Source organism: Novosphingobium sp. HII-3, from assembly GCF_002916655.1.
Lineage (GTDB): Bacteria > Pseudomonadota > Alphaproteobacteria > Sphingomonadales > Sphingomonadaceae > Novosphingobium > Novosphingobium panipatense.
This window is the reverse complement of sequence record NZ_PPSM01000047.1, coordinates 113,189-136,262: the sequence shown is the minus strand read 5'-3', so window position 1 is coordinate 136,262 and position 23,074 is coordinate 113,189. Positions and strand designations below refer to the sequence as shown.

Below are 23,074 nucleotides of genomic sequence, written 5' to 3'. Positions count from 1 at the left end.
AGGTCTAGATCTCGAGCTGACTTCCCAGTTCGACCACGCGGTTGGTCGGCAGGCGGAAGAACTCCATCGCGCTGGCCGCGTTGCGCATCATCCACGCGAAGAGCTTCTCCCGCCAGATCGCCATGCCGGGCCGTTCGGACGCGACGAGGGTCTGGCGTGAGAGGAAGAAGCTTGTCTTCATCATCTCGAAGGGGGCCCCGCACATCGGCGCATGAGCAAGCGCGGCGGGAATGTCCGTTTCTTCCATGAAGCCGTAGCGCAGGGTCATACGGTAGAAACCCTGCCCCAGATCGACAACGGTAAAGCGCTCGTCCCGCTCGACGTAGGGCGCGTCCTGGACCTCCACGGTCAGGACGACCACGCGCTCATGCAGGACCTTGTTGTGCTTGATGTTGTGCAGCAGCGCCGAGGGCACACCCATGTTGGTGGAGGCCATGAAGATAGCCGTACCCGGAACACGCGCGGCGCTGCCGTGCGCGCTCTTGGCGAAGACGTTGAGCGGCAGCGCGGCCTCGGTCATGCGCTGACGCATGAGATGGCGGCCCTTGTTCCAGGTCGTCAGCAGCGTGAAGGCGACACCGCCGATGAGCAGCGGGAACCAGCCGCCGTCCGGCACCTTGGCCGCGTTGGCGGCAAAATACGCGCCGTCCACCACGAAGAACAGGACAAGGACGGGAATGGCAAGCCACAGCTTCCAGCGCCACAGGACGATTACGAGAACGCCCATGAGGCAGGTGTCGATCAGCATCGCCCCGGTCACCGCGATGCCGTAGGCCGACGCAAGGTTGGAGGAATTCTCGAACACCAGCACCAGCACGATGACGCCGGTCATCAGCGCCCAGTTGATGAACGGGATGTAGATCTGCCCGGCCTCGTGTTCGCTCGTATGGCGGGTCGAAAGCCGCGGGATGAAACCCAGTTGCATCGCCTGGTGCGTGATGGAGAAGGCCCCGGAGATCACCGCCTGGCTGGCGATGAAGGTCGCGGCGGTAGCGAGGATGACCAGCGGCAGGCGCAGCGATTCGGGCGCGAGATTGAAGAACGGGTTCTCCATCGCCACGGCTGCCTGCGCATCGTCGAGGCCAAGGATCATGGCCGCCTGCCCGAAGTAGTTGATGAGCAGGCAGGGCATGACGAAGCCGAACCACGAAAGCCGCATCGGCCCTCGCCCGAAGTGCGACATGTCCGAATAGAGCGCCTCGGCCCCGGTCACGGCGAGCACGACCGAGCCGAGCGCCAGGAAGCCCAGCATCTTGTCCGTGAGGAAGAACTGGATCGCATACCATGGATTCAGAGCCACCAGCACCTCGGGCATTTGCACGAGATGGTAGATCCCGAGCACGGCGAGCGTGGTGAAGTAGACCACCATGACCGGCGCGAAAAACGCACCGATCTTGGCGGTGCCGCTCTTCTGGACGACGAACAGCGCGACCAACAGGACCAGTGCGATGGGAAGGACGAACGGCGCCAGGTCAGCCTGGACGACCGTCAGGCCCTCGACCGCGGAGAGCACCGAGACCGCCGGCGTGATCATGGAGTCGCCGTAAAACAGCGAGGTTGCGAACACCCCCAGCAGAACCACCAGCGAGCCGTATCCCGACTTGCGGATAGCGCCTGAAATCAGAGCGACGAGCGCAAGGCTTCCGCCCTGCCCCTTGTTGTCCGCGCGCATCAGGATGGTGACGTATTGAATCGAGACGACGAGCGTCATCGACCAGAAGATCAGACTGACGACACCCAGCACATGCAACTCGTCGATGGCCAGCGGGTGCGGGCCAACGAAAGTTTCACGAAAGGCGTAGAGCGGGCTGGTCCCGATGTCGCCGAAGACCACACCCACGGCCCCAAGTGCCAGCTTGGTAATATTGCCCGAACCGTGGCCATCCTTTGGGCGATAATGGGCATGAGACTCGTCGACCGTCGTAGGTACGTAAGACGTGTCCGCTGAAGAATCACTCATTCACGCGTCCTGTAATGGACTGGCAGACACGCTCAGGCGGCTGCGGCAGACCTGCGCCGTTAGCAGCATGATGGGGGGCAGGCAACGATAGTTGCGTCGCGACGCCTATCGGCCATCCAGTGTTCAGGAAGCGGGTGGCGGCGGCTGAACGGCTGCCGATTCGTCACTTTGCCCGGCAAGCGCTTCGTCAAGCCTCATCAACTGCCGGGCAAGAGGGAGCCGCCACGGAGCATCTTCCGGTGCGCTCTTCACCAGGTCGAGCCACAGCTCGCGCGCTTCGACGAGGCGCCCTTCCTGCGCGTAGGCGAACCCGAGGAAGAAGCGAGGTCCGGGCGCGTCCGGCTCCGCCTCGATCGCGCGGCCATACGCCAGGAGAGCCGGAGGCGTCAGCCTGTTGTCGGCGTGCGCGACCAGGGCGTTGGCCAGCGCCAGCCAAGCGTCGGCATTGTGCGGATCATCATTGATCGCGCCGCGCAGGACTTCGGCGGCGTCGGCGTAGCGGCCATTGCGGGCGAGTGCGTCCGCGATCACGACCCAGCGGTTGTTGGTAGGAATCCCGCTGTTGGTCACCTTCGCCCGTCCCTCCACGAGCGCCGCCGGATCGGAAGCAACCGGCGCGGCCGCCTGCCTGGGCGCCCCCGACAGGGTCGGAGACCCCTGCGTCACGTAGCCCGCGACTCCCAGCAACACCGCCGCCGCGACAGCCTCGCGCGGGCCCGGCCCGATCTTGAAGGCGAAAAGCAGCACCATCAGCACCGCCAAGGCCAAAGCGATCACGAGTACCCAGGTCACTGTACCTCTCCCCGGCTCGAAAAGCGGCGACGCAGTAGCAGGAAGGCGATCAGCATGAGGATGGCCGGCACCGCGAACAGCGGCCAGGTCAGGCCGGTGAGCTGCGGGGAATAGCTGACGTAGTCGCCATACCGTTCAATCAGCCAGGTACGGATCTGCTCCGGCGTCTCACCGGCTGCTATCCTTTCCCGCACGAGCGAGCGCATAGACCCGGCGATCGGCGCGTCCGAATCGGCGATGGATTGCCCCTGGCACTGCAGGCAGCGCAGCGTTTCCATGAGATCCTGCGCGCTTGCTTCCTTGGCGGGATCGTCCAGCTGGCGATAGGCGTAAGGCGCGGTGGACTGCTCCTCCTGCGCGCGCGCGGGGGCCCCAGGCAGCGGGAACGCGAGCAGCAGCGCCGCCATAACGGCCAGCCGCCTCATTCCTGCGCCTCCTGCAGCTTCTCGATCAGCATGGCCACGTGTTCCGGCCGGATCTCGCCGATGTGCTGGTAGACGATCATCCCCTTGCCATCGACGACGTAGGTCTCCGGAACGCCGGACGATCCGAGAGCCAGCTGGACCTTCCCGTCGTCGTCCGCCCCGATCCGCTGGAAGGGGTCCCCATTCTGCTCAAGAAAGGTATCGAGGTTCTCAGGCGTATCGCGCACCGAAATCCCCTCAATCGGGACACCGGCCTTGGCCAGCGCTGCAAGCTGCGGCGCCTCCACCCGGCAGGGGATGCACCAGCTTGCGAAGATGTTGACGAGGTGCGGCTTGCCGTTGGCCAGAACCCTGCTGTCGAGCCCCGGACGCCCGGGAAGCGCGGGCGGCAGGTTGAAGTGGGGCATGGGCTTGCCGACCAGCGCGCTCGTCACCACCCGATCGGCCGGGCGGTAGAGCCCGATCATGACCAGCGCGACAAAACCGAGGAACAGGGCCAGCGGCAGCCAGATCGCCCAGCGGGGCGCGGTGCGTTGCGTGCTCATCGGCCCTGCCTCTCCCTGCGATACACGATCTTGTCCTTCGCGACGATCCGCCGCAGGTCCGCCGCCACGCGGCCGATGAGCGCCAGAAGGCCGCCAAGTGCAATCAACAAGCCACCGATCCAGATCAGCGGCGCAAACGGCTTCCACCAGAGGCGCAGCTGCCAGCGGCTATCGGCCCGGCCGAGCCCCGCGGCTTTCGCGCCCGGCGCCTCACCCCCCAGGACGGCATAGAGCTGGCCGTTCCAGCGGGTCAGCAAGGCCGACTCGCTCGTCTGCTGCGGCGGCGCCCAGAAACTGCGTGACTGCGGCTGCAGGCGCATGACCTTCCCGTCATCACCATACCGCACGAGCAGGCGCGCTTCGAGTGCTGTCCAATTGGGACCGGCCACCGGCTCCACCGCGTCCAGCTTTACCGCCCAAGGCCCAACCTGCGTCACATCGCCCGGTCGCGCCGCCACCAGCTTCTCCACGGAGAAGGCGCTCTCGCTGCTCATCCCGAACAGCGACACCGCAACGCCGAAATGGGCAATCACCATGCCCCAGACCGCCAGCGGCGTGCGGCGAAGGTTGCGGTTCTGCAAAGGCAGGAGCGTCGCCACGGCAAGGCCGACCGAGAGCGCAAGGCCGAGGAACGGCAGGAGGGCAATGCCTCCCATCAGCAGCAGGGCCATGGCTCCGGCCAAAACGAGCATCCCCGGCAGGACCAGCCTACGCCCCACCCGGGAAAAGCTGTCGCGGCGCCAGCGCAGCAGCGGGCCGACTGCAAGAACGACCAGCATCGGGACGGTAAACAGCGCGCCCATGGGATTGAAGTACGGCGGCCCCACCGAAACCTTCGCGCCCATCGCTTCCGCAACCAGCGGGTAGAGAGTCCCGAACAGCACGATGCCCAGTATCGCCGACAGCATCACGTTGTTGAATACCAGCGCGCCCTCCCGGCTGATTGGGGCGAAACGCTCCCCTTCCGTCACGGTCGATGCGCGCAGGCCGAACAGCGTCAGGGCACCGCCGATGTAGATCGCCAGCAACACGAGAATGAAGGTCCCGCGCTGCGGATCGACGGCAAAGGCATGCACACTCGTGAGGATGCCCGAGCGTACAAGGAAGGTGCCGATCATCGACATCGAGAAGGCGACGACACCCAGCATCACGGTCCATGCGCGCAAGGCGTTGCGGGCGGCCAGCACGCCGGCCGAATGAAGCAAGGCCGTTGCGGCCAGCCACGGCATAAGCGAGGCGTTCTCCACCGGGTCCCAGAACCACCAGCCGCCCCAGCCGAGCTCGTAATAGGCCCAGTAGGAACCGGCAGTGATGCCGATCGTCAGGAAGATCCAGGCTCCCAGCACCCACGGGCGCATGGCCTTGGCGAAAGCCGGGCCGACTTCGCGCGTCACCATCGCCCCGATCGCGAAGCTGAAGGCGATCGAAAGGCCGACATAGCCGAGGTAAAGCGTCGGTGGGTGGAACGCGAGACCCAGGTCCTGCAGCAGCGGGTTCAGCCCGTTGCCCTCGGCGGGAGCCGGCGAAAGGCGCTCGAACGGGTTGGAAGCGAACAGCAGGAACGCATAGAAGCCAAGGCTGACGAAGGCCTGCCCCGCCAGCGTCGCCAGCATCGTGCGCTCCGGCAGGCGTTTTTCCACCAGCGCCATGAAGCCGCCGGCCAGGCCCATCACCGTCACCCACAACAGCATCGACCCCTCGTGGTTGCCCCAGCTGCCTGCCACCTTGAAGACCAGCGGCTTCATCGAATGGGAGTTGAGAGCGATCAGCTTTACGGAAAGGTCCGTAACCGAAAAGACGTAGACCAGGCACGCGAAGGACAGCAGCCCCAGCGCCCCCTGCATGACGGCAACCGGGCGCACCGCCGCTGCCAGTGAAGCGCCACGTGCCGTCAGCCCAAGGCTCCCCGCAACAAGTTGCAGGCCGGCCAGCGCCGCGGCCAGCCAGAGGGCGGCAAGTCCGAGTTCAGCAATCATTTCGTCTCGCGCACGACCTTCTCGGCCTGTTCCATGGTCATGTCCTGCATTTCGCGCGGGACGTAGTTCTCGTCGTGCTTGGCAAGGAGGTTGTCGGCGATGAAGGTGCCGTCCGCTCTCATCCTGCCTTCCGCAACGACACCCGAGCCTTCGACGAAGAGCGAGGGAACGATGCCCTTGAATGTCACGGGCACGCGCGCCTTGCCGTCCTGCACGGCGAACATGATCGTGACGCCGTCAGCCGCAGTCCTGAGCGATCCGTTCTCGACCATCCCGCCGAGGCGGACGGCGCGGTCAGGCTCCGGCGGCGCGGCGATGATTTCGCTGGGAACGTAGAAGTAACTCGCCTGATTGCGCAGCGCCCATGCCGCCAACAGCCCCGCGGCCAGGAGCACGACGAGGGCAAGGGATAGCAGGACGAGGCGCTGGTGCTTTGCCTTCAAAACACCCGCCATCAGCGGTTCCTCACCGAATCGCGGCGCTTTTCCGCGCGGCGCATCGTCAGCATGGACCAGGCCGCCAGTGCCAGCGTCGCCCCCACACCGATGACGTAGGAAGCGATCACGAAGGTCCACGGGTTCATCGCTTCACGCATCAGAATGCCTCCACATCGGCGCGCGCCTTGCGCCGTAGCCGTGCTTCGGCCTGTTGATCCGCCAGGATCGCCCGCATCCGCGCCAGCACGCAGCCTGCGAAGACCAGGGTGAAGCCCAGCATGGCGAAGAGCAGCGGGTAGAGGAAATCGCCCGACATGGCCGACTTGCCGACGGTGATGCTGGGCGGTTGATGCTGGCTGTTCCACCAGATCACAGAATAATGGATAATGGGAATGTTCACCGCACCCACCAGCCCGAAGATCGCCGGAGCCTTGTTCTGTCCCCCGTCGGCCGCCTCGCTGGCCTGGGACAGCGCCATCCAGCCAAAATAGAGGAACAGCAGCACCAGCATGGAGGTCAGTCGGCCGTCCCACACCCACCAGGTGCCCCAGGCCGGTCGTCCCCACAGGGAACCGGTGACAAGACAGACCCCGGTGAAGACTGCCCCGGGCACAGCGCTGGCCCTTGCGGCGATCCCCGCCAGGGGATGGCGCCACACCAGTTCCGCAAAGCTTGCTGCTGCTATGCTCATCCACCCGGCCATCCCCAACCAGGCGGCGGGGACGTGCAGATAGACGATGCGAACTGTTTCGCCTTGCAGCCTTTCGGCCGGGGCCACGAAAAGCCCCCAGCCAAGCGCGGCCACAGCCACGACAAGCCCCGCCCCCATGCAAAGCGGCATGAGCCATCGGGCAATACGCAGGAAACGGGCAGGATTGGCAAAGCCGTGCATCACAGGCGCGCTTCTATAGCGCCGTTTGAAAGGAGCAAGTGACTCAGATCAAACCGCGCGCTTTTCGTCCGCCTTGGCAGCGGATTCCTGTGAAGTGGTGAGTTGAAGAAAATGGGGCGATCGATGGGGTTCGAACCCACGACCTCCGGTACCACAAACCGGCGCTCTAACCAACTGAGCTACGATCGCCACATGCGTGCCCGACCTTCGGGCTTCGCCTGTTCCACATCCGGAAGCAGCTGCATCCGGTGCGGGAGCGCCCCTTTGCACAGGATGAGCACTCTTGCAAAGCAAATATTCGGCTTCACGGCACAACGCCGCATTTTCCCACGTAAAACGGGCGGCTAGACTGCGAACCATGAATGGCTCCGGCGAATCGTCTGCGGAAAAGCTTCTCTCACGTCCTGGCGTTCAGCGCTTCCCGTCGTCCCGGCTTGACCTGTTCACGGCGCGCGGGTTCCTGAGCCCGGCTCAGTGCAGCGCGCTCATCGAGCTGATCGAGACGAATCATCGCCCCTCCACGATCGCCGACTACAACGGCGATGATGCGTTCCGCACGAGTTCGACGTGCGACCTCCCGCAGGAGCATGCCGTGGTGGCGCAGGTGGTGGCAGCGCTTTCATCGCTATCGGGCATCGATCCCGCACACGCGGAACCGCTACAGGGGCAAAGGTATGAAGTGGGGCAGGAATTCAAGGCGCACACGGACTACTTCGAGCCTGCAAGCCATGATTTCGACCGCTACTGCGCCGTCCCGGGGCAGCGGACATGGACCTTCATGATTTATCTGAACGAGGTGGAGGCCGGCGGCGCCACGCGTTTCAAGGTGATCGACAAGCTGGTCCAACCGGAGACGGGAAAGCTCATCGGCTGGAACAATCGCAAGCCCGACGGCAACCCCAACCCATCGACCCTGCACCACGCCATGCCCGTCCGGCGGGGGCGCAAGTACGTCATCACCCAGTGGTATCGCGAACGCCCCTGGGGCTGAGATCGTGCGACAGGGTTGGCCCGAGGCGCGGGCGAAAGGAGGGGTAACGCGCCGCACAGGCTCGCACCTCGCAAGAGGTGGAGCCAGGCGACCGTCCGGGACTTACTTGGCGGCCTTGATCACCGCGCAGGCGATCCGGCCGCCGGCGTTGCCTGAAGGCTGCGAGGTGTAGTCGTCCGCACCGGCGTGGATCATCAGCGCGGAGCCGTCGGCGTCGAGCAGCGATCGCGGGCCAGCCGAAAGCGTGACGCCGGTGTTCATCACCTGCGCCTTCAGAACGCCATCCGCGCCCACGAACTGGTTGGGCATGTCGCCGCCGTGCGGGCCGGAGGCAACCATGTAGCCATGCTGACGGTCGCCGCCCGTGAAGTGCCCCCCTGCACTCTCAAACTTGGTTGCCGTGTCGCACGACCCCTTCTGATGGAAATGGAACCCGTGCTCACCGGCCGGAATTCCGCGCACATCGGCTTTCACGAGAACGCCGGCAGGAGTCTCATGGAGCATGACCATGCCGATCTTCTTGCCGTCCTGCCCGATCACATCGGCATGAACCATCGGCGCTGCCGAAGCGCCCTTCGCCATGTGCCCCGCGTGTTCGTCCGCCGCATAAGCCGCTCCGCCAAGCGCCAGCGCGGTGATGGCTGAAGCCATAAGGATCTGCATCGGTCGTTTCATGTAGTCTCTCCGTTGTTCAGGCTTTGCCCCCGGCCGACGCATGCGATCCGACCGGACATCGCTCTGCCAAGTGTATCAGAGGATGAAAGTTCCGCAGGCAACAAAAAAGGCGGCCCCGCAGGACCGCCTTCCTTGAATAAAGTGATTCGGCGGCGAAGCCGAAATCAGTTCTTCTTGAGCGAGAGACCGCCGAAACGCTTGTTGAACTGCGCGACGCGGCCACCTTCCTGAAGCTGCTTCGTGCCGCCGGTCCAGGCCGGGTGCGACGTCGGGTCGATGTCCAGAACCAGCGTGTCACCTTCCGAGCCCCAGGTCGAGCGGGTCTGGAACGTGGTGCCGTCGGTCATCTGCACCGTGATCATGTGATAGTCGGGATGCGTATCGGCCTTCATGGTATGTCTCTTTCGCATGTGGCCGGTTCCGACCGGCCTGGCTTGGAAAGCGGCGCCCTTACTGCGAAAGGCGCCGGGAAGCAAGAGCAGTCGGACCCTGCCCGCCGCCCTCGTCAGCTGTCGGCGATCATCGCGGTGAAGTTGACCTCGCAGGTCACCTTGTCGTCAATGGAGGCCTTGCCCCAGAACCTGCAGACGCGCGAGCGCTTCTGGACGAAGCCGGTGCGCAGCGTGAGCAGGTGCCCCGGGGTGACGGGAGCCCGGAACTTCGCGTCTTCAATCGCCATGAAGTACACCAGCTTGCCCGTTCCGGCGAGGCCGAGGCTCTCGATTGCGAGGATGCCGGCCGCTTGTGCCAGCGCTTCGATCTGCAGGACACCCGGCATGATCGGACGCCCGGGGAAATGCCCCTGGAAGAAATCCTCGTTGAAGCTCACCGCCTTGACGGCCTCGATCTCCTCCTCGGAGATCGAGACCACGCGGTCCACGAGCAGCATCGGGTAGCGGTGCGGAAGGGCCGACAGGATCTTGGCCGTATCGTAGACCGGCGTGGTAGCGTCACTCATGCGCGATGTCCGTCCGATCAGCGGCCCGAAGGCTGCGGAGCCGGGTTGGAAGCCGGAGCGGCGGGAGCGGCCTGCCCCTGAGCCGCCGCAGCCTGAGCACGCTGTTCGCGGATCTGACGCGGTTCCCAACCGGCCGGCGGCACCAGCTGCGCGGAAGGCAGTGCGGTGTTCAGCTCGTTCAGGATGTCCTGATTGAGGTTGTAGGCACCGCCGTTGACGGCAAGGATCGCGTCCGGCGACAGAAGGATCGAGACCCCCTTCTTGGTCATGGCGGCCTTGACCGCGCCGTCGAGCTTCTCTTCGATCTGCTCGTTCACATAGGCCTGCGACATGCCGACCGGCTGCAGGATGCGCTGCAGTTCGACCTTGCCGTTCTCCTGGATCTGCTGGATCGAGGCGGCCTGCTGCTCGAGAGCGGTCTGGCTGGCCTTGCCACCCTGGCGATCGGCGTTGAACTTGTCGATCAGCGGCTTGATCTGGGCGTTAAGCGCATCCTGGCGGGTGCGCGCCTGATCGAACTGGGCCTTGAACGTGGTCTGACGCTGCTGCTCGGCCGTCTTGAAGGCGTTCGAATTGGCGATGACTGCGTCGAAGCTGGCAACGCCCAGGCCCTGCACGATCGTGCCGGTGGCAGCGGTGGCGCCCTTCTTCTGCGCGAACGCGGGTTGAGCGGCGACGGCGGTAAGCGCGAGGCCGGCGGCCAACGCGACGATCTTGGTCTTGGTAGTCATCAGAACTGGGTTCCCACGTTGAATGTGAAGGCCTTGGGATCGTCGCCCTCCTGCTTGAGGAGGACGCGCGAGAAGTCGATTCGGAACGGACCAAACGGCGAGTTCCAGTTTACACCGATGCCCACCGCCACGCGCGGCTTGACGGTGTCGCCCACGAACTCTTCGACGAACTGGTAGGCGTAGCCACCGGTCGGCGTCAGCGGGGCGTTAGTCGTCGGGTCGGTCGGAGTCGTGACCGGCGTCCCGCTTTGGTTCGGCGTGCCGTCGGCGTTGTTCGGGTAGTACGTCGGCGTACAGCCGGGGTCGCACTGCGTCAGTTCAGGACGCTTGACGCTCCACACAGCGCCGACGTCGGCGAAGATCGACGGGCGAAGGCCCATTTCACGAGCGCCGGAGCCCAGCGGGATCTCGAGCTCCGCACGGCCCATGTAGTAGTACCGGCCGCCAAGAGCATCGTCCGACCATTCGCTGCGCTTGGTCGACGGCGAATCCCGCACGCCGTCGCCGTCGGTGTCGACGAGGAACTTGCGCAACACGCGCGGACCGACGCCACGAATGGCGAAGCCGCGGATCTGCGGTTCACCGAGGTAGAAGCGGTCCGTCAGGCGAATATCCTGGCCCGAGAGCCCCTTGATGGCGCCACCTTCAGCCGAAAGAGAGAAGATGAAGCCTTTGCCCAGGTTGAAGAACTTTGACGCGTTGCCGCGGATGCGGGCATATTTCACGTCGCCGCCCAGACCGGCGAAATCGACGTTGACCGACATCGTCTGGCCCCGCGTCGGTCGCACGCGGTTATCGAGAGTGTCATAGATCAGCGACATGCCCAGGATCGAGCTCAGGCGCTTGCCGATCGCGTCGCAGAGGTATCGCCCGGCAAACAGCGGGTCGCACTGGTAGACGTCCGGGTTCTGACGATACGAGTAATACGTGTCCTTATCCAGGCTCACGTCGTCGTAGTTCAGCGTGTAGCTGCCCACCGCCGTCAGGTACTCGGTCAGCGGTACGCCCGCACGCACCGCGAAGCCGGTGGTGGACTGCTCGTACGTCGTGTTGCGGTTGGAATTCAGGTACTGGAAGCTGTTGAAGTCGCGGCGGTAGACGTTCACGCCAAGCGAAATGTTCTTGTCGAACAGGTACGGCTCGACGAAGCTGGCCTCAACGCTTTTCGAATAGCGCGAAATACTGCCGGACAGGCCGACCGTCTGCCCGCGGCCGCGGAAGTTGCGCTGCCGGATGGACGCCTGGAAAATGAAGCTTTCGAGGCTGGAAAAACCGGCGGAAAGCTGGAGTTCGCCGGTCGGGCGTTCCTCCACGTTCGCTTCGAGGACGATGCGATCGTCGGCGCTTCCGGGCTTCTGCTCGACCTCGAATTTCTCCTGGAAGTAGCCGAGCGACTTGATGCGGTTCGTCGAACGGCGCACCTGCAGCGAGTTGAAGGCGTCACCCTCAGCAAGGCGGAACTCGCGGCGGATGACCTTGTCCTGGGTCAGCGTGTTGCCGTTGATCTCGATCCGCTCGACGTAGACGCGCGGGGCCTCCTGGATCACGAAGGTCAACCCCATGGTGAGGTTCTCCTTGTCGCGATCGTACTGCGGACGGACATCCGCGAAGGCATAGCCGAACGCGCCGGCCGTTTCGTTCAGGCTTTCGATCGTGTCTTCGACCAGCTTGGCGTTGTACCAGTCGCCCGCTTTCATGGGCAGGTTGGCGGCCATCTTCTCACCGTCGAAGTCGCGCAGCTGACTTTCGACCTTCACGTCACCGAACTTGTAGCGCTGGCCTTCCTCCACCACGTAAGTGATGATGAAGTCCTTCTTGTCGGGCGTCAGTTCCGCCACTGCCGAAACCACGCGGAAGTCCGCATAGCCCTGCGTCAGATAGAACTGTCGCAGCTTCTGCTGGTCGAACGCCATGCGATCCGGATCGTAGCTCGTGCCGGAGCTGAGCAGCCGGGTGAATCGCGCCTGCTTCGTCACCATCTGGCCGCGCAGTTCTCCATCCGAGAACTGGTCATTGCCGATGATGTTGATCTGGCGAACCTTGGACTTGTCGCCCTCGGTGATCTCGAACACGATATCGACGCGGTTCTGGTCGAGCGCCACCATCTTGGGCTCGACGGTCGCGGCGTACCGGCCCTGGCGCTTGTACAGCTCGATGATGCGGGCAACGTCTGCACGGATCTTGGAGCGGGTGAAGATCTGCCGCGGTGCGACCTTGATCTCCGGAAGGATCTTGTCGTCCTTGATCCGCTTATTGCCTTCGAGGATGATCCGGTTGACGACCGGGTTTTCCTGAACCGTGATAGTCACCACACCGGCATCGAACGCGACCTGTGCATCCTTGAACAACTCGGTCGAGTACAGGTCCTTAAGAGCCTGGTCGGCTGCGGTCTTCGTGTAGTTCTGTCCGACGCGCAGCTTGATGTACGAAAGCACGGTCTGCGCCTCGAGACGCTCTGCGCCCTTCACCACGATGGTTTGGATCGGTTCCCCTTCGGGAGTCGGCGCAACCGCCGGTGCCGCGGCAGCCGGAGCCGCCGCCTGAGCCATCGCCTCTGCGGGAGCGCCCGCGAGGATAGTGGTTGCGAGCAGTACCGCCGCGACTTGCGAAGCCCGGCGCAGGCGAGTGCTGCGAACCATTTCCCGTCCCATCATTCTACGAAAAATCCCGTATTCGCTTTCGCGATGAAAAACAGACCACCGACAGGGAGGCACCAGACCCCGCAAGCAACCGCAGCCATCTGCCCGATGGAGCCGGTCCAATCAAGCAGACAAAGCCCGGCAACATGTGATCGGTAGTGATTCCCCTCCGCTATCCCCCGAAAATAGGGAGAGAAGCCAGATCATTCACGGTGACGAAGACCATCAGCGCCAGCACCAATGCCACCCCCGTCCGGATCGCCCATTCCTGACTGCGCGCGCCAAGAGGTCTGCGGCGAACCATTTCAGCGGCGTAGAAAGCCAAATGCCCGCCGTCGAGGCCCGGAATTGGCAGGAGATTGATGAATGCCAAGTTAATCGAGATGAGAGCGGCGAAGGATACGAACGCCTCCCATCCCAGCGTGAACTGCTGCCCCGAATACTGCGCGATCTTCACTGGGCCGCCCAGTTCGCGAACTGATCGGTCGCCGGTGAATATCTGCATGATGCCGGTCACCATGTCTCCCATCACACGAAAGCTCTGAGAGAAGCCGAGACCGACGGCGCGCAAGGGACCCACCTGTTCCAGACGACCCGCGCGGACGCCGATCTGCCCCACCTTCCGGGGCTTCCCGGTCGCGTCCGTGAGGGTAGCCTCCGCGACCTTGACGGGCAGCGTCAGCAAGGCACCGTCCCGCCGCACGGTGAGGTCGACCGAGCGACCGGCGTTCGGGCGGATCAGCTCGGGGATCTCCTCGAATCCGGAGACGGCGACGCCGTTCACCGACACGATGCGATCACCCAGCTTCAACCCTGCGGCTTCCGCGGGCGAATCGCCGTAGAAGCCGCCCACGACCGGCGGCATCATCCGGACGCCCAGATCGCCTATCCGCGCCGTGTTGCCGAACTGGTCGGTCAGCACCCGTTCGGCGAGCGTGACGGGCACCACCACGGTGCGCCCCTCGCGCTCGACGGCCACCAAAAGCGTCTTTCCGGGAAAATATGCGGCGCGCCCTGCCACGTCGAAGGCACCGTCCACGTCATCACCGTCGATCGCGACAATCCGATCACCGATGCGCATACCCGCCTTCTGCGCGGCCGATCCTGCCTCGAAGCCGCTGATCTCGGCGTCGTCCACGAGCCGGCCCTGCGTACCGTAGAAAGCGGCGAAGATGGCCACGCAAAGCAGCAGATTTGTCATCGGCCCTGCTAGAACGATCAAGGCACGTTGCCACAGCGGTTTGCTGTGGAAGGTCTGCGCCCTTTCTGCGGGGGTAAGACGCGGGTCGGCGGCGGCCGCCGCGCTCGCCGGGTTCATGTCACCTGCGAACTGCACGTAGCCACCGAGCGGCAAGGCCGAGAGCTTCCAGCGCGTTCCGCGCCGGTCGGTCCAGCCGGCAAGTTCCTTGCCGAAGCCGATAGAAAAGGCGTCTGCCTTCACGCCGAACAGACGTCCGACCAGATAGTGACCGAGCTCATGGATGAGGACCAGCGGCCCAAGCACCAGGAGGAAGGCGAAGATCGTCGTCAAAAGTCCTGGTGAACCGGTCAAGCTTGGCCTCTTTTCAGGTGCTGGTCACGAGCGTACGCGCCCTCGCCCGGGCCTCCCCGTCGACTTCCAGAACATCCGAAAGCGAGGCAGGCGGCGGTGGCGCGTACGAACCTAGCACGTCTTCCACGTATGCGGCGATACGCGTGAACGAAATCTGACCATGAAGGAAGGCCGCAACGGAAATCTCATTGGCCGCGTTCAGCACCGCCGGTATGCCTCCGCCCGCCTGCGCCGCCTCCCGCGCCAAACGGGTTGCCGGAAAGCGCGCTTCGTCCGGCTTGCGAAAGGTCAATTCGCCGATCTCTGCAAGGTCAAGCGGAGCGCAGGGCGTGTCCATGCGCTCGGGCCAGGCCAGCGCGGACGCGATCGGCACCCGCATGTCGGAAGGCCCCAGCTGCGCCAGCGTCGATCCGTCGCGATACTCGACCATCGAATGCACCACCGACTGCGGGTGTACGATGATGCGCAGCCGGTCCAGCCCGACAGGGAAAAGATGGTAGGCCTCGATCAGTTCGAGCCCCTTGTTGAACATGGTCGCCGAATCGACGCTGATCTTCGCGCCCATGTCCCAGTTCGGGTGGCGGACCGCTTCGGCAGGTGTGGCGGCCTGAAGCCGCTCCAGGCTCCAGTCGCGGAACGGTCCGCCGCTGGCTGTCAGCGTGATCCAGCGGACATGCTCGGCGCGGTTGCCCGCAAGGCACTGGAAAATTGCGTTGTGCTCGGAATCCACCGGCAGCAGCGTGGCTCCGTGGCGGGCAACGGCCGCCATCATCACCTCACCCGCCGAAACGAGCGCTTCCTTGTTCGCTAGCGCGATCACGCCGCCCTGCTCGATAGCGGCCATGGTGGGCGCCAGTCCGGCGCAGCCGACGATCGCAGCCACCGTCACCTCGGCACCGCGCGCTGCCGCTTCCACCAGCGCGGCAGGGCCGCCCGCCGCCTCGACACCCGATCCGGCCAGCGCCTCCCGAAGGGCGGGAAGATGCGCCTCGTCCGCCACGACGGCCAGTTCGGCTCCGAACTCCAACGCCAGCTTCGCCAGATCGCCGGCGTTCGCGTGGGCGGTCAACGCGACCACCCGCCACTGGTCACGGTTGCGCCGGATCAGGTCAAGCGTGGACGCGCCGATCGAGCCTGTCGCACCAAGGACGGTAAGTGAACGCATGGACCTCATCGCGGTTGGAACAGGATCAGCAGCCCGATCATGAAGAGGACGGCTAGGAGGCCGTCGACCCGGTCGAAAAAGCCGCCGTGGCCTGGAATGAGAGCGCCGGAGTCCTTCGCGCCTGCCCGGCGCTTCATCCAGCTTTCGAAGAAGTCACCGGCCTGTGCCGTGACCGCTGCCAGCGCGCCCATCATCAGGCAGGTGGTAAAAAGGGACAAGGCATCCGCCGTGAGATACCAGCACGGCTGCGCTCCAAGGCAGGCGCGGACGTCGGCCGTCGGGCCTTCAGCATGGAGCCAGATCGCGCCACCCTGCCAGAGGCGCGCTGCCCCGAAGAGCACCAGCGTAGCGCCGAGCACACCGCCCATAAGCCCCGACCAGGTCTTGGAAGGGCTGATGGAAGGCGCGATCTTGGGACCACGGAATGTGCGTCCGGCGAAGTACGCACCAACGTCCACGGCGATGACTGTCAGCAGGAGAGTGACGACCGGCATCAACGTGAAGACGGGGTTGCGCAGGAACAGAAGCATTGCCGCGCCGACGCCGACGTAAAGCATACCTGCGAAGTTCCACGCGGCTCGCGCGCCCGGAGCGGGCGTGGCGGCGCGGGCAAGCTGCACCCATTCCCACAGGACCCCCACCGAGATCGCGCAGACGAACGCCGTCCAGACCGCCCCGCCCAGCCAGAGCGCCGCCCCCGCGACGACGATCATGACGACCGCCGACGCCGTCCTAACGCCGAGATCGGACAAGCCGCGCTTTGGCCGCTTAGCGCCCGCCATAGCGCCGCTCGCGAGTGGTGAAGGCCTCGAGAGCCTCACGCAGGTGGTCGGCCGTGAAATCCGGCCAGAGAACATCCGTGAACAGCATTTCGGCATAGGCCGCCTGCCACAGGAGGAAATTGGACAAGCGCACTTCACCTGACGTTCGGATGAGCAGGTCAAGCGGCGGAAGGTCGGCGGTGTCGAGTTCGGCGGCGATCGTGTCGGGGGTGATTGCACCCTTGGCCGCCGCCTTGGTGGCCGCCCGGGCGATCTCGTCCTGCGACCCGTAGTTAAGTGCGACGGCCAGCGTCGTGCCGCTGTTGCCAGCCGTGCGCGCCATCGCGCCCTCGACGAGTTCGACCACGTCCGGCTGAAACGCCTTGTAATCGCCAATGATCTTGAGACGCACGCCGGCAGCGGCAAACTCGTCGATGTCGGACAGGATGAACCGCTTCATCAGGCCCATCAGATCGGAAATCTCGTCCTCGGGCCGCCGCCAGTTCTCCGTGGAGAAGGCGTAGAGCGTCAGGGCCTCGAGGCCGAGTTCGCGCGCACCACGTACCACGCGCCGTACGGCTTCCACGCCGCGCTGGTGCCCCACGGCGCGCGGAAGCAGCCGCTTCTTCGCCCAGCGCCCGTTGCCATCCATGATGATGGCGACGTGGCGGGCGGATCCCGCGCCACGTGCGATAGGTTCGACCTTGGCCATCAAGCTCCCTTCTCGGCGAAGCGCAACCGCTTCACTTGCCGAGAATTTCCTTTTCCTTGCGCGCGAATTCCTCGTCGAGCGCCTTGATCATGTCATCCGTCAGCTTCTGGACTTCGGTCTCGCCCCGCTTGCGGTCGTCTTCGGAGATCTCTTTCTTCTTCTCGTCGGCCTTCAGCGCCTCGATGCCGTCGCGGCGCACGTTGCGCACGGCGACGCGAGCCTTCTCGGCGTAGGAGCTGGCAAGCTTGGCCAGTTCCTTGCGGCGCTCCTCGGTGAGGTCGGGAATCGGCAGACGCAGGGTGTTGCCGTCGTTGATCGGATTGAGGCCCAGACCGGCCGACCGGATCGCCTTCTCGACGGGTCCGATGTTGGACTTGTCCCACACCTGCACGGACAGCATGCGGGGTTCGGGCGCCGATATGGTGGCGACCGAGGTAAGCGGCATCGCGCTGCCGTAGACCGTCACGGTGATCGGCTCCAGCAGCGCCGTGTTGGCGCGCCCGGTGCGCAGGCCCGAGAGGTCGTGCTTGAGCGCGTCAATCGCGCCCTTCATGCGGCGCTCGAGGTCCGCCTTGTCGTACTTGGCCATGTATCAGGCTCCTTTCTGGACGACCGTCTTGATGCCGCCACCCGCGAGGACGGTGGCAAGGTTGCCCTCCTCACGGATCGAGAACACGACGATCGGAATGGCATTATCGCGGCACAGGGCCACGGCGGAGGCGTCCATCACCTTCAGGTTGTCGGCAAGGACGGTGTCATAGTCGACCGTGTCGTACCGCTTCGCGGCCGGATTCGTCTTTGGATCGCTGTCGTAGACGCCGTCGACACTCGTTCCCTTCAGAAGGGCATCGCACCGCATTTCGGCCGCCCGCAGCGCGGCCCCCGAATCGGTGGTGAAATAGGGAGCGCCCACACCGGCCGCGAAGATCACGACGCGGCCCTTCTCAAGGTGACGCTCGGCCCGGCGACGGATCACCGGTTCGCAGACCTGGTCCATCTGCACCGCGGACTGCACCCGGGTCTCGACGCCAAGCTGCTCCAGCGCGTTCTGCATGGCCAGAGCGTTCATGACGGTTGCAAGCATGCCCATGTAGTCGGCCTGCGCGCGGTCCATGCCCCGTGCCGCTCCGGCCATGCCGCGGAAGATGTTGCCACCGCCGATGACCAGGCAGATCTCCAGGCCGGTCTCCTTGGCCGCCTTAACTTCCTTCGCCAGTTCGGCGACGAAAGCGGGATCGATCCCGAACTGCTGGCTCCCCATCAGCACCTCGCCCGACAGTTTGAGCAGGACGCGTTTGTAGGGGGGGGATGACATGCCGCTTGCTCTCCTGGTGGCGGGGGGGTGAGCCGGCTTTAGGAGCGCCAGCACCGATTGCCAAGGGGCGAGGTGGCGCAAGGCCCGCGAACGCGCGCCCGGATCGGGACTCCGCATCCTTCCGGGCGACCAAGCGCCTAGTGCCGCTTTGCTCACATGCGGAAGGGCACTGCTCCTTCCCCTCGGCTGCAAAGCGAAGGGAGCGTCCCTTTACGTCATGCCGCCTCGGCCAGGGGGCCGCCAATCGTGCAGACGCTATCCACTCCAAGGACGTGCGCCACGCGCCCCATGGCCATCCAGGCAGCGGTGCAATGCGTGAGGTCGACTATCTCCGCATCCGTCATCAGCCCCTTCAGTTCCGCCCAGAACGCCTCATCTTCCCCAAGCGCCCGTGAGTCGGTCCCCATCTTCTGCGAGAACCGGACGGCGACGCGCTCCTTCTCGGTCAGCTTGTCCAGTTCGCCGCTCAGCACCGCCTGATACATGGCCTCGTCAGGAGCATCCGCCTGCTCGATGACACCGCCCTCGTGGCCCAGGATTCGCAGATCGCGCTGTGCCCGCCAGTTCATGCAGACCGTGCAGCCGTTGATGACCGCCGTCGCGATACGACACGCCTCGAACAACCGGAGCGGCAGCCTGGAGTGCTGATAAGGAGCAAGACCGAAGGCGCTGCCGGCGCGAACCAACTCGGGCGAATAGTGCAGCGACAGGTCAGGAATGGGGTTCTGCGGCTGAGGAGCCAGTTCTACGCGCATGAGAGCCTCTCCGGTCTGCGCCCGAAGCATGGCGGGCGGCTTGGCCGACCTCGTGCAAGGGTCGGTTCCATGAGAAGGCTACGCCAGCCCTGCGCCAAGTCAATCGGGCATCCGTCAGCGGAGAAACAGAACGGGCCGGGAAGCTGTGCGCTCCCCGGCCCGCCGTTTCATTCAGCGAAATGGATAAAATCAGCCGGCTACGGCTGCGGCCACTTCCGCTGCGAAGTCGGTGACTTCCTTCTCGATGCCTTCGCCGAGCTGGAAGCGAACGTAGTCCTTCAGGACGATCTTGGCGCCAGCGTCCTTGCCAGCCTGGTCGACGACCTGCTGGATCGGGGTCTTGTTGTCCATAACGAAGACCTGCGAGAGCAGTGCGTTTTCCTTGGCGTACTTGGCGATCGCACCGTCCACCATCTTGGCCTGGACCGCTTCGGGCTTGCCCGATTCGGCTGCCTTTTCCTCGGCGATCTTGCGCTCGCGGGCGATCAGCTCCGCGTCGAGGTCGTCAGCGTTGAGCGCAAGCGGGAAAGCGGCCGCGATGTGCATCGCAATCTGCTTGCCCAGCGCTTCGAGAACGTCTGCCGGAGCTTCCGACTCGAGCGCAACGAGAACACCGATCTTCCCGAGGTTCGGCGCGGCGGCGTTGTGCATGTAGGGAACGACAACGCCGTTCGACACTTCGACGGTCTTCATGCGGCGAACCTGCTGGTTCTCGCCGATGGTCGCGACGTTGTTGGTCAGCGCATCGGCAACCGTGCCGCCGCCGGGGTATGCCGCTGCCTTGAGCGCATCGACATCGTCGCCCGAAACGCCCAGAGCGGCTTCGGTGGTCTTGCGTACGAAATCCTGGAACTGGTCGTTCTTGGCAACGAAGTCCGTTTCCGAGTTCACTTCGACGGCGACACCCTTGGTGCCGGTCACGGCAACGCCGACCAGGCCCTCAGCAGCCGTGCGGCTCGACTTCTTGGCGGCGGCGGCAAGACCCTTGGCGCGCAGCGCGTCGATGGCGGCTTCGATGTCGCCACCGGTCTCGTCGAGAGCCTTCTTGCAGTCCATCATGCCGGCGCCCGAGCGCTCGCGCAGGTTCTTCACGTCAGCGGCGGTGTAAGCCATCGCTCAAATCCTCTTGGTTGGTCGAAACTCGCTACGAGTTTCCAAAACAGGTGCGCGCCGGACCCACTGGACCCGGCGCGCGACAATTCCGTGACGAAAGTGTCGTCGTGCCGGGCTATTACGCCTCGACAGCCTCTTCGGCGACCGGCTCGTCGAACGAACCGATGTCAGCACCGCTGTCAACCACGGCGGCGCGGCCGCCCTTGGTCGCAGCCTGGGCAATGGCGTCGCAGTACAGGCGAACGGCGCGGCTTGCGTCGTCGTTGCCCGGGATCGGGAACGCAATGCCCTGCGGGTTGACGTTGGTGTCGAGGACGGCGACGACCGGGATGCCAAGCACGTTGGCTTCCTTGATGGCCAGCTCTTCCTTGTTGGCGTCGATGACGAACATCACGTCGGGAATGCCGCCCATGTCGCGGATACCGCCGAGCGACAGCTCAAGCTTGTCACGCTCGCGGGTCAGCTGAAGGACTTCCTTCTTGGTCAGACCGGTGGTGTCACCGGCAAGCTGCTCTTCCAGCGCCTTGAAGCGCTTGATCGAGCCCGAGATGGTCTTCCAGTTGGTGAGCATGCCGCCCAGCCAGCGGTGGTTGACGAAGTGCTGGCCGCAAGCGCGGGCTGCCTGAGCGATGGGCTCCTGCGCCTGACGCTTGGTACCGACGAACAGCACCTTGCCGCCGGCCTGGACCGTCGACTGCACGAACTCGAGAGCGCGCGCGAAGAGCGGCACGGTCTGCGAGAGATCGATGATGTGGATGCCGTTGCGCGCGCCGAAGATGTACGGCTTCATGCGCGGGTTCCAGCGATGAGTCTGGTGACCGAAGTGAGCGCCCGCTTCGATGAGCTGCTGCATGGTAACGACCGGAGCCGCCATAATCCTATTCCTTTCCGGTTGAACCTCTGGAAGACTGGAACCGCGCGGAGACCCCGCTTCGGCACCGGTATGTGCGCCTTCCATGTGGACTACTCGCACGCACTCACGCCGGACAATCCGGCATGACTACACGAGCGGCGTTGCCCTTAGACCCCTTCGCGACTCAAATCCACCCCCAATTCACCGCAAACGCTTGTCACTTTAGCGTCAAAGTACCGATTCCATGCGTGATCAAGGCCTTGAGCGAGGAACTCGTCCGCTGCCAGAAATCTTTTCACCGCATAGCTGCGGACAAACAGGTCACGCAGCGTCGTTGAAGTCGCCGCGTTCGCGCCAGCTTGGGCAGAAGACTGGAACAAGAGGCGGACCGGGCAAAAAAGGCGTTTATCGATGACTATCGTTGCACCTGCCCTGTTCCTGGTAGCGGCCTTCGCTGCGATCGCCGCCATCTGGAAAAGCGCATCGAATGCTCTTCCCCACATCCGTCTCCTGCGCGAGGCGCTTGCCGAATCGAGCGGGAAGCCAGCGGTCTACAGGACCACGCTGACGACACGCGACGAGTTTTCCGAAGAAGTGGAACAGCGGCTGCGCCCGCGCCACCGCATGGCCCGACCCGTCGCCTCCGCCCGGACCCGCGCTTCCGCCCCGACACATCGTGCAGCCTGAGCCGCGGGCGCTTTGGGCGCCCCCTCACCAGAAGGCGCTTGACAACTCGGGAACAAAATAGGAACTAAGGCCGATCAGAACATTCGGGGAACGGACGCACGTCTCCGCAACGCACCCGCCCGGCCGATGAGGCTGCGGGGCTGAAAGGATCGGTCATGACTGCTCTTGCGATTACCGTCTTTCTTCTGGCGGCCTTCACATCCGGTATCGCTTTGATCGCAACGTTGCGGGAATTCGCGGCGACGGCACTGGCGCTACGGAGCGAACTGGCAGGCCTCTGCGAACCGGCGGAAATTAGCTGGAAGGCGGGCGAGCGGACGCAACTGCCCCCGCTCTCGCCCCTCAGAAAGCGCCAGGTTCGATGGGTGGGGATGCGATTGGATCCGCATCCTGGATTGGAGTGCGCCGCCTGACCTTGGCGTACGTGATCACGCCCACCGGGATGAGAACGAGGTATACGATCGTCACCGCAACCAGCGTGAACCAGGGTTCGGTCAGCAATGCCGCCATTGTCAGCCCCACGAGCGCGATGACGCCCAGACGCAAGTGACTCGGCGGTCGCAAGCGCGACCATGCCAGCGTGGGAATGCTCGAAATCATCAGGAAGCCGACAAGGACCATCCACACGCTGACAAGGACCGGGTTGGCGAACTCCTCAAAGCCGCTGGCGATCCAGAGGTACAGCGGAAGGAAGGCGAGGCCGGCCCCGAGCGGAGCGGGAACGCCAGTCAGGAATCCGGCCTGCTTGTGCGGCTGGTCGAGCATGTCCAGGCGGGCATTGAAGCGCGCGAGGCGCAGAACGCAACAGATGGCAAACGCCAAGGCCGCGATCCAGCCCATGCTGGGCGCTTCATGGAGCGTCCAGAGGTAGACGATCAACGCGGGCGCTACGCCGAAGGAAATGGAATCAGCGAGGCTGTCCAGTTCGGCGCCGAACCGCGTCTGAGCGTTCAAGAGCCGCGCGGCGCGCCCGTCGATGCCGTCAAGCAGGCCTGCAAGAATAACCGCTTGGACCGCTTTTTCGAAATCGTCCGCGATCGCGAAGCGGATGCCGGTCAGGCCCGCGCACAAGGCCGCCGCCGTGATGGCGTTCGGCACGATGGCGCGCATCGACAGGCCCGGCGCCAGCCGGCGCCGCTG

At 64.6% G+C, this 23,074-nt stretch carries 25 protein-coding genes and 1 tRNA gene; 2 read left to right on the top strand and 24 right to left on the bottom strand.

Features of this window, described 5'->3' with window-relative positions:
* Positions 1-4: 4 nt before the first annotated feature.
* The 9 genes from C2R25_RS15835 to C2R25_RS15800 form a co-directional block, all read right to left on the bottom strand.
* A complete protein-coding gene (locus C2R25_RS15835; RefSeq protein ID WP_103730120.1) occupies positions 5-1,960 on the bottom strand; it encodes a potassium transporter Kup in 1,956 nt (651 codons plus the stop codon).
* 123 nt (positions 1,961-2,083) lie between these two features.
* Entirely contained in the window at positions 2,084-2,752 is a 669-nt protein-coding gene (locus C2R25_RS15830) for a tetratricopeptide repeat protein (RefSeq protein WP_103730119.1), read from the bottom strand.
* Positions 2,749-3,177 carry a cytochrome c-type biogenesis protein gene (locus tag C2R25_RS15825; RefSeq protein ID WP_103730118.1) on the bottom strand — a complete coding sequence of 143 codons (429 nt, stop codon included), beginning with the start codon at positions 3,175-3,177 and terminating at the stop codon, positions 2,749-2,751. Before C2R25_RS15825 ends, C2R25_RS15830 begins: the two co-directional genes overlap by 4 nt.
* Entirely contained in the window at positions 3,174-3,722 is a 549-nt protein-coding gene (locus tag C2R25_RS15820; RefSeq protein ID WP_103730117.1) for a DsbE family thiol:disulfide interchange protein, read from the bottom strand. Before C2R25_RS15820 ends, C2R25_RS15825 begins: the two co-directional genes overlap by 4 nt.
* Positions 3,719-5,698: a heme lyase CcmF/NrfE family subunit gene (locus tag C2R25_RS15815; protein WP_103730116.1), complete on the bottom strand. Its 1,980-nt coding sequence runs from the start codon at positions 5,696-5,698 to the stop codon at positions 3,719-3,721. The genes C2R25_RS15820 and C2R25_RS15815 overlap by 4 nt, the downstream gene beginning before the upstream one ends.
* A complete protein-coding gene (ccmE, locus tag C2R25_RS15810; RefSeq protein WP_103730115.1) occupies positions 5,695-6,153 on the bottom strand; it encodes a cytochrome c maturation protein CcmE in 459 nt (152 codons plus the stop codon). Before ccmE ends, C2R25_RS15815 begins: the two co-directional genes overlap by 4 nt.
* Entirely contained in the window at positions 6,153-6,293 is a 141-nt protein-coding gene (locus C2R25_RS20740) for a hypothetical protein (protein ID WP_199183856.1), read from the bottom strand. The genes ccmE and C2R25_RS20740 overlap by 1 nt, the downstream gene beginning before the upstream one ends.
* Entirely contained in the window at positions 6,293-7,027 is a 735-nt protein-coding gene (gene ccmC / locus C2R25_RS15805) for a heme ABC transporter permease CcmC (protein WP_103730114.1), read from the bottom strand. Before ccmC ends, C2R25_RS20740 begins: the two co-directional genes overlap by 1 nt.
* Before the next feature lie 112 nt (positions 7,028-7,139).
* Positions 7,140-7,216: transfer RNA gene (locus tag C2R25_RS15800), tRNA-His, on the bottom strand.
* Between the two features lie 169 nt (positions 7,217-7,385).
* On the opposite strand from C2R25_RS15800, the gene C2R25_RS15795 reads away from it, so the two are divergent.
* On the top strand, positions 7,386-8,018 hold the full coding sequence (locus C2R25_RS15795; RefSeq protein WP_103730113.1) for a 2OG-Fe(II) oxygenase: 633 nt from the start codon (positions 7,386-7,388) through the stop codon (positions 8,016-8,018).
* Positions 8,019-8,120: 102 nt separating this feature from the next.
* Here C2R25_RS15795 and C2R25_RS15790 read toward each other — a convergent pair whose 3' ends face one another.
* The 14 genes from C2R25_RS15790 to rpsB form a co-directional block, all read right to left on the bottom strand.
* Positions 8,121-8,693: a superoxide dismutase family protein gene (locus C2R25_RS15790; protein WP_103730112.1), complete on the bottom strand. Its 573-nt coding sequence runs from the start codon at positions 8,691-8,693 to the stop codon at positions 8,121-8,123.
* 164 nt (positions 8,694-8,857) lie between these two features.
* On the bottom strand, positions 8,858-9,085 hold the full coding sequence (gene rpmE / locus C2R25_RS15785) for a 50S ribosomal protein L31 (protein WP_103730111.1): 228 nt from the start codon (positions 9,083-9,085) through the stop codon (positions 8,858-8,860).
* 113 nt (positions 9,086-9,198) lie between these two features.
* Complete coding sequence (fabZ, locus tag C2R25_RS15780; protein ID WP_103730110.1) at positions 9,199-9,651, bottom strand: 3-hydroxyacyl-ACP dehydratase FabZ; 453 nt, start codon at positions 9,649-9,651, stop codon at positions 9,199-9,201.
* A 17-nt stretch (positions 9,652-9,668) separates the two neighbouring features.
* Entirely contained in the window at positions 9,669-10,382 is a 714-nt protein-coding gene (locus C2R25_RS15775; RefSeq protein WP_103730109.1) for an OmpH family outer membrane protein, read from the bottom strand.
* A complete protein-coding gene (gene bamA / locus C2R25_RS15770) occupies positions 10,382-13,021 on the bottom strand; it encodes an outer membrane protein assembly factor BamA (protein WP_103730173.1) in 2,640 nt (879 codons plus the stop codon). The genes C2R25_RS15775 and bamA overlap by 1 nt, the downstream gene beginning before the upstream one ends.
* A gap of 172 nt (positions 13,022-13,193) precedes the next feature.
* A complete protein-coding gene (gene rseP, locus C2R25_RS15765) occupies positions 13,194-14,573 on the bottom strand; it encodes an RIP metalloprotease RseP (RefSeq protein ID WP_103730108.1) in 1,380 nt (459 codons plus the stop codon).
* Positions 14,574-14,586: 13 nt separating this feature from the next.
* The gene (locus C2R25_RS15760) at positions 14,587-15,738 is read right to left on the bottom strand and encodes a 1-deoxy-D-xylulose-5-phosphate reductoisomerase (protein ID WP_103730107.1); all 1,152 of its coding nucleotides are present in this window, start codon (positions 15,736-15,738) and stop codon (positions 14,587-14,589) included.
* Between the two features lie 5 nt (positions 15,739-15,743).
* Positions 15,744-16,520 (bottom strand): phosphatidate cytidylyltransferase, encoded by a 777-nt coding sequence (locus C2R25_RS15755; protein WP_103730106.1) that lies wholly within the window; start codon positions 16,518-16,520, stop codon positions 15,744-15,746.
* On the bottom strand, positions 16,507-17,211 hold the full coding sequence (gene uppS / locus C2R25_RS15750; protein WP_103730105.1) for a polyprenyl diphosphate synthase: 705 nt from the start codon (positions 17,209-17,211) through the stop codon (positions 16,507-16,509). Before uppS ends, C2R25_RS15755 begins: the two co-directional genes overlap by 14 nt.
* Positions 17,212-17,242: 31 nt before the next feature.
* Complete coding sequence (gene frr / locus C2R25_RS15745; RefSeq protein WP_103730104.1) at positions 17,243-17,800, bottom strand: ribosome recycling factor; 558 nt, start codon at positions 17,798-17,800, stop codon at positions 17,243-17,245.
* A gap of 3 nt (positions 17,801-17,803) precedes the next feature.
* Positions 17,804-18,526, bottom strand: a complete 723-nt coding sequence (gene pyrH / locus C2R25_RS15740) for a UMP kinase (protein ID WP_103730103.1) — start codon at positions 18,524-18,526, stop codon at positions 17,804-17,806.
* A 215-nt stretch (positions 18,527-18,741) separates the two neighbouring features.
* On the bottom strand, positions 18,742-19,281 hold the full coding sequence (locus C2R25_RS15735; protein WP_103730102.1) for a carboxymuconolactone decarboxylase family protein: 540 nt from the start codon (positions 19,279-19,281) through the stop codon (positions 18,742-18,744).
* Between the two features lie 189 nt (positions 19,282-19,470).
* Positions 19,471-20,394, bottom strand: a complete 924-nt coding sequence (tsf, locus tag C2R25_RS15730) for a translation elongation factor Ts (RefSeq protein ID WP_103730101.1) — start codon at positions 20,392-20,394, stop codon at positions 19,471-19,473.
* A gap of 118 nt (positions 20,395-20,512) precedes the next feature.
* Positions 20,513-21,268 (bottom strand): 30S ribosomal protein S2, encoded by a 756-nt coding sequence (gene rpsB / locus C2R25_RS15725; RefSeq protein ID WP_103730100.1) that lies wholly within the window; start codon positions 21,266-21,268, stop codon positions 20,513-20,515.
* A 390-nt stretch (positions 21,269-21,658) separates the two neighbouring features.
* On the opposite strand from rpsB, the gene C2R25_RS15720 reads away from it, so the two are divergent.
* Positions 21,659-21,934 (top strand): hypothetical protein, encoded by a 276-nt coding sequence (locus C2R25_RS15720; protein ID WP_103730099.1) that lies wholly within the window; start codon positions 21,659-21,661, stop codon positions 21,932-21,934.
* A gap of 342 nt (positions 21,935-22,276) precedes the next feature.
* Here C2R25_RS15720 and pssA read toward each other — a convergent pair whose 3' ends face one another.
* Positions 22,277-23,044: a CDP-diacylglycerol--serine O-phosphatidyltransferase gene (pssA, locus tag C2R25_RS15715; protein ID WP_103730172.1), complete on the bottom strand. Its 768-nt coding sequence runs from the start codon at positions 23,042-23,044 to the stop codon at positions 22,277-22,279.
* Positions 23,045-23,074: the final 30 nt, after the last annotated feature.

Coding starts and splice junctions, on each gene's coding strand:
- bamA (WP_103730173.1), bottom strand. CDS start 13,021: ATGGTTCGCAGCACTCGCCTGCGCCGGGCTTCGCAAGTCGCGGCGGTA.
- C2R25_RS15755 (WP_103730106.1), bottom strand. CDS start 16,520: ATGGCGGGCGCTAAGCGGCCAAAGCGCGGCTTGTCCGATCTCGGCGTT.
- C2R25_RS15720 (WP_103730099.1), top strand. CDS start 21,659: ATGACTATCGTTGCACCTGCCCTGTTCCTGGTAGCGGCCTTCGCTGCG.
- C2R25_RS15835 (WP_103730120.1), bottom strand. CDS start 1,960: ATGAGTGATTCTTCAGCGGACACGTCTTACGTACCTACGACGGTCGAC.
- pyrH (WP_103730103.1), bottom strand. CDS start 18,526: ATGTCATCCCCCCCCTACAAACGCGTCCTGCTCAAACTGTCGGGCGAG.
- rpmE (WP_103730111.1), bottom strand. CDS start 9,085: ATGAAGGCCGATACGCATCCCGACTATCACATGATCACGGTGCAGATG.
- C2R25_RS15775 (WP_103730109.1), bottom strand. CDS start 10,382: ATGACTACCAAGACCAAGATCGTCGCGTTGGCCGCCGGCCTCGCGCTT.
- C2R25_RS15790 (WP_103730112.1), bottom strand. CDS start 8,693: ATGAAACGACCGATGCAGATCCTTATGGCTTCAGCCATCACCGCGCTG.
- C2R25_RS15820 (WP_103730117.1), bottom strand. CDS start 3,722: ATGAGCACGCAACGCACCGCGCCCCGCTGGGCGATCTGGCTGCCGCTG.
- fabZ (WP_103730110.1), bottom strand. CDS start 9,651: ATGAGTGACGCTACCACGCCGGTCTACGATACGGCCAAGATCCTGTCG.
- C2R25_RS15760 (WP_103730107.1), bottom strand. CDS start 15,738: ATGCGTTCACTTACCGTCCTTGGTGCGACAGGCTCGATCGGCGCGTCC.
- ccmC (WP_103730114.1), bottom strand. CDS start 7,027: ATGCACGGCTTTGCCAATCCTGCCCGTTTCCTGCGTATTGCCCGATGG.
- C2R25_RS15735 (WP_103730102.1), bottom strand. CDS start 19,281: ATGCGCGTAGAACTGGCTCCTCAGCCGCAGAACCCCATTCCTGACCTG.
- C2R25_RS15815 (WP_103730116.1), bottom strand. CDS start 5,698: ATGATTGCTGAACTCGGACTTGCCGCCCTCTGGCTGGCCGCGGCGCTG.
- pssA (WP_103730172.1), bottom strand. CDS start 23,044: ATGCGCGCCATCGTGCCGAACGCCATCACGGCGGCGGCCTTGTGCGCG.
- rpsB (WP_103730100.1), bottom strand. CDS start 21,268: ATGGCGGCTCCGGTCGTTACCATGCAGCAGCTCATCGAAGCGGGCGCT.
- C2R25_RS20740 (WP_199183856.1), bottom strand. CDS start 6,293: ATGCGTGAAGCGATGAACCCGTGGACCTTCGTGATCGCTTCCTACGTC.
- ccmE (WP_103730115.1), bottom strand. CDS start 6,153: ATGGCGGGTGTTTTGAAGGCAAAGCACCAGCGCCTCGTCCTGCTATCC.
- frr (WP_103730104.1), bottom strand. CDS start 17,800: ATGGCCAAGTACGACAAGGCGGACCTCGAGCGCCGCATGAAGGGCGCG.
- C2R25_RS15795 (WP_103730113.1), top strand. CDS start 7,386: ATGAATGGCTCCGGCGAATCGTCTGCGGAAAAGCTTCTCTCACGTCCT.
- C2R25_RS15825 (WP_103730118.1), bottom strand. CDS start 3,177: ATGAGGCGGCTGGCCGTTATGGCGGCGCTGCTGCTCGCGTTCCCGCTG.
- tsf (WP_103730101.1), bottom strand. CDS start 20,394: ATGGCTTACACCGCCGCTGACGTGAAGAACCTGCGCGAGCGCTCGGGC.
- uppS (WP_103730105.1), bottom strand. CDS start 17,211: ATGGCCAAGGTCGAACCTATCGCACGTGGCGCGGGATCCGCCCGCCAC.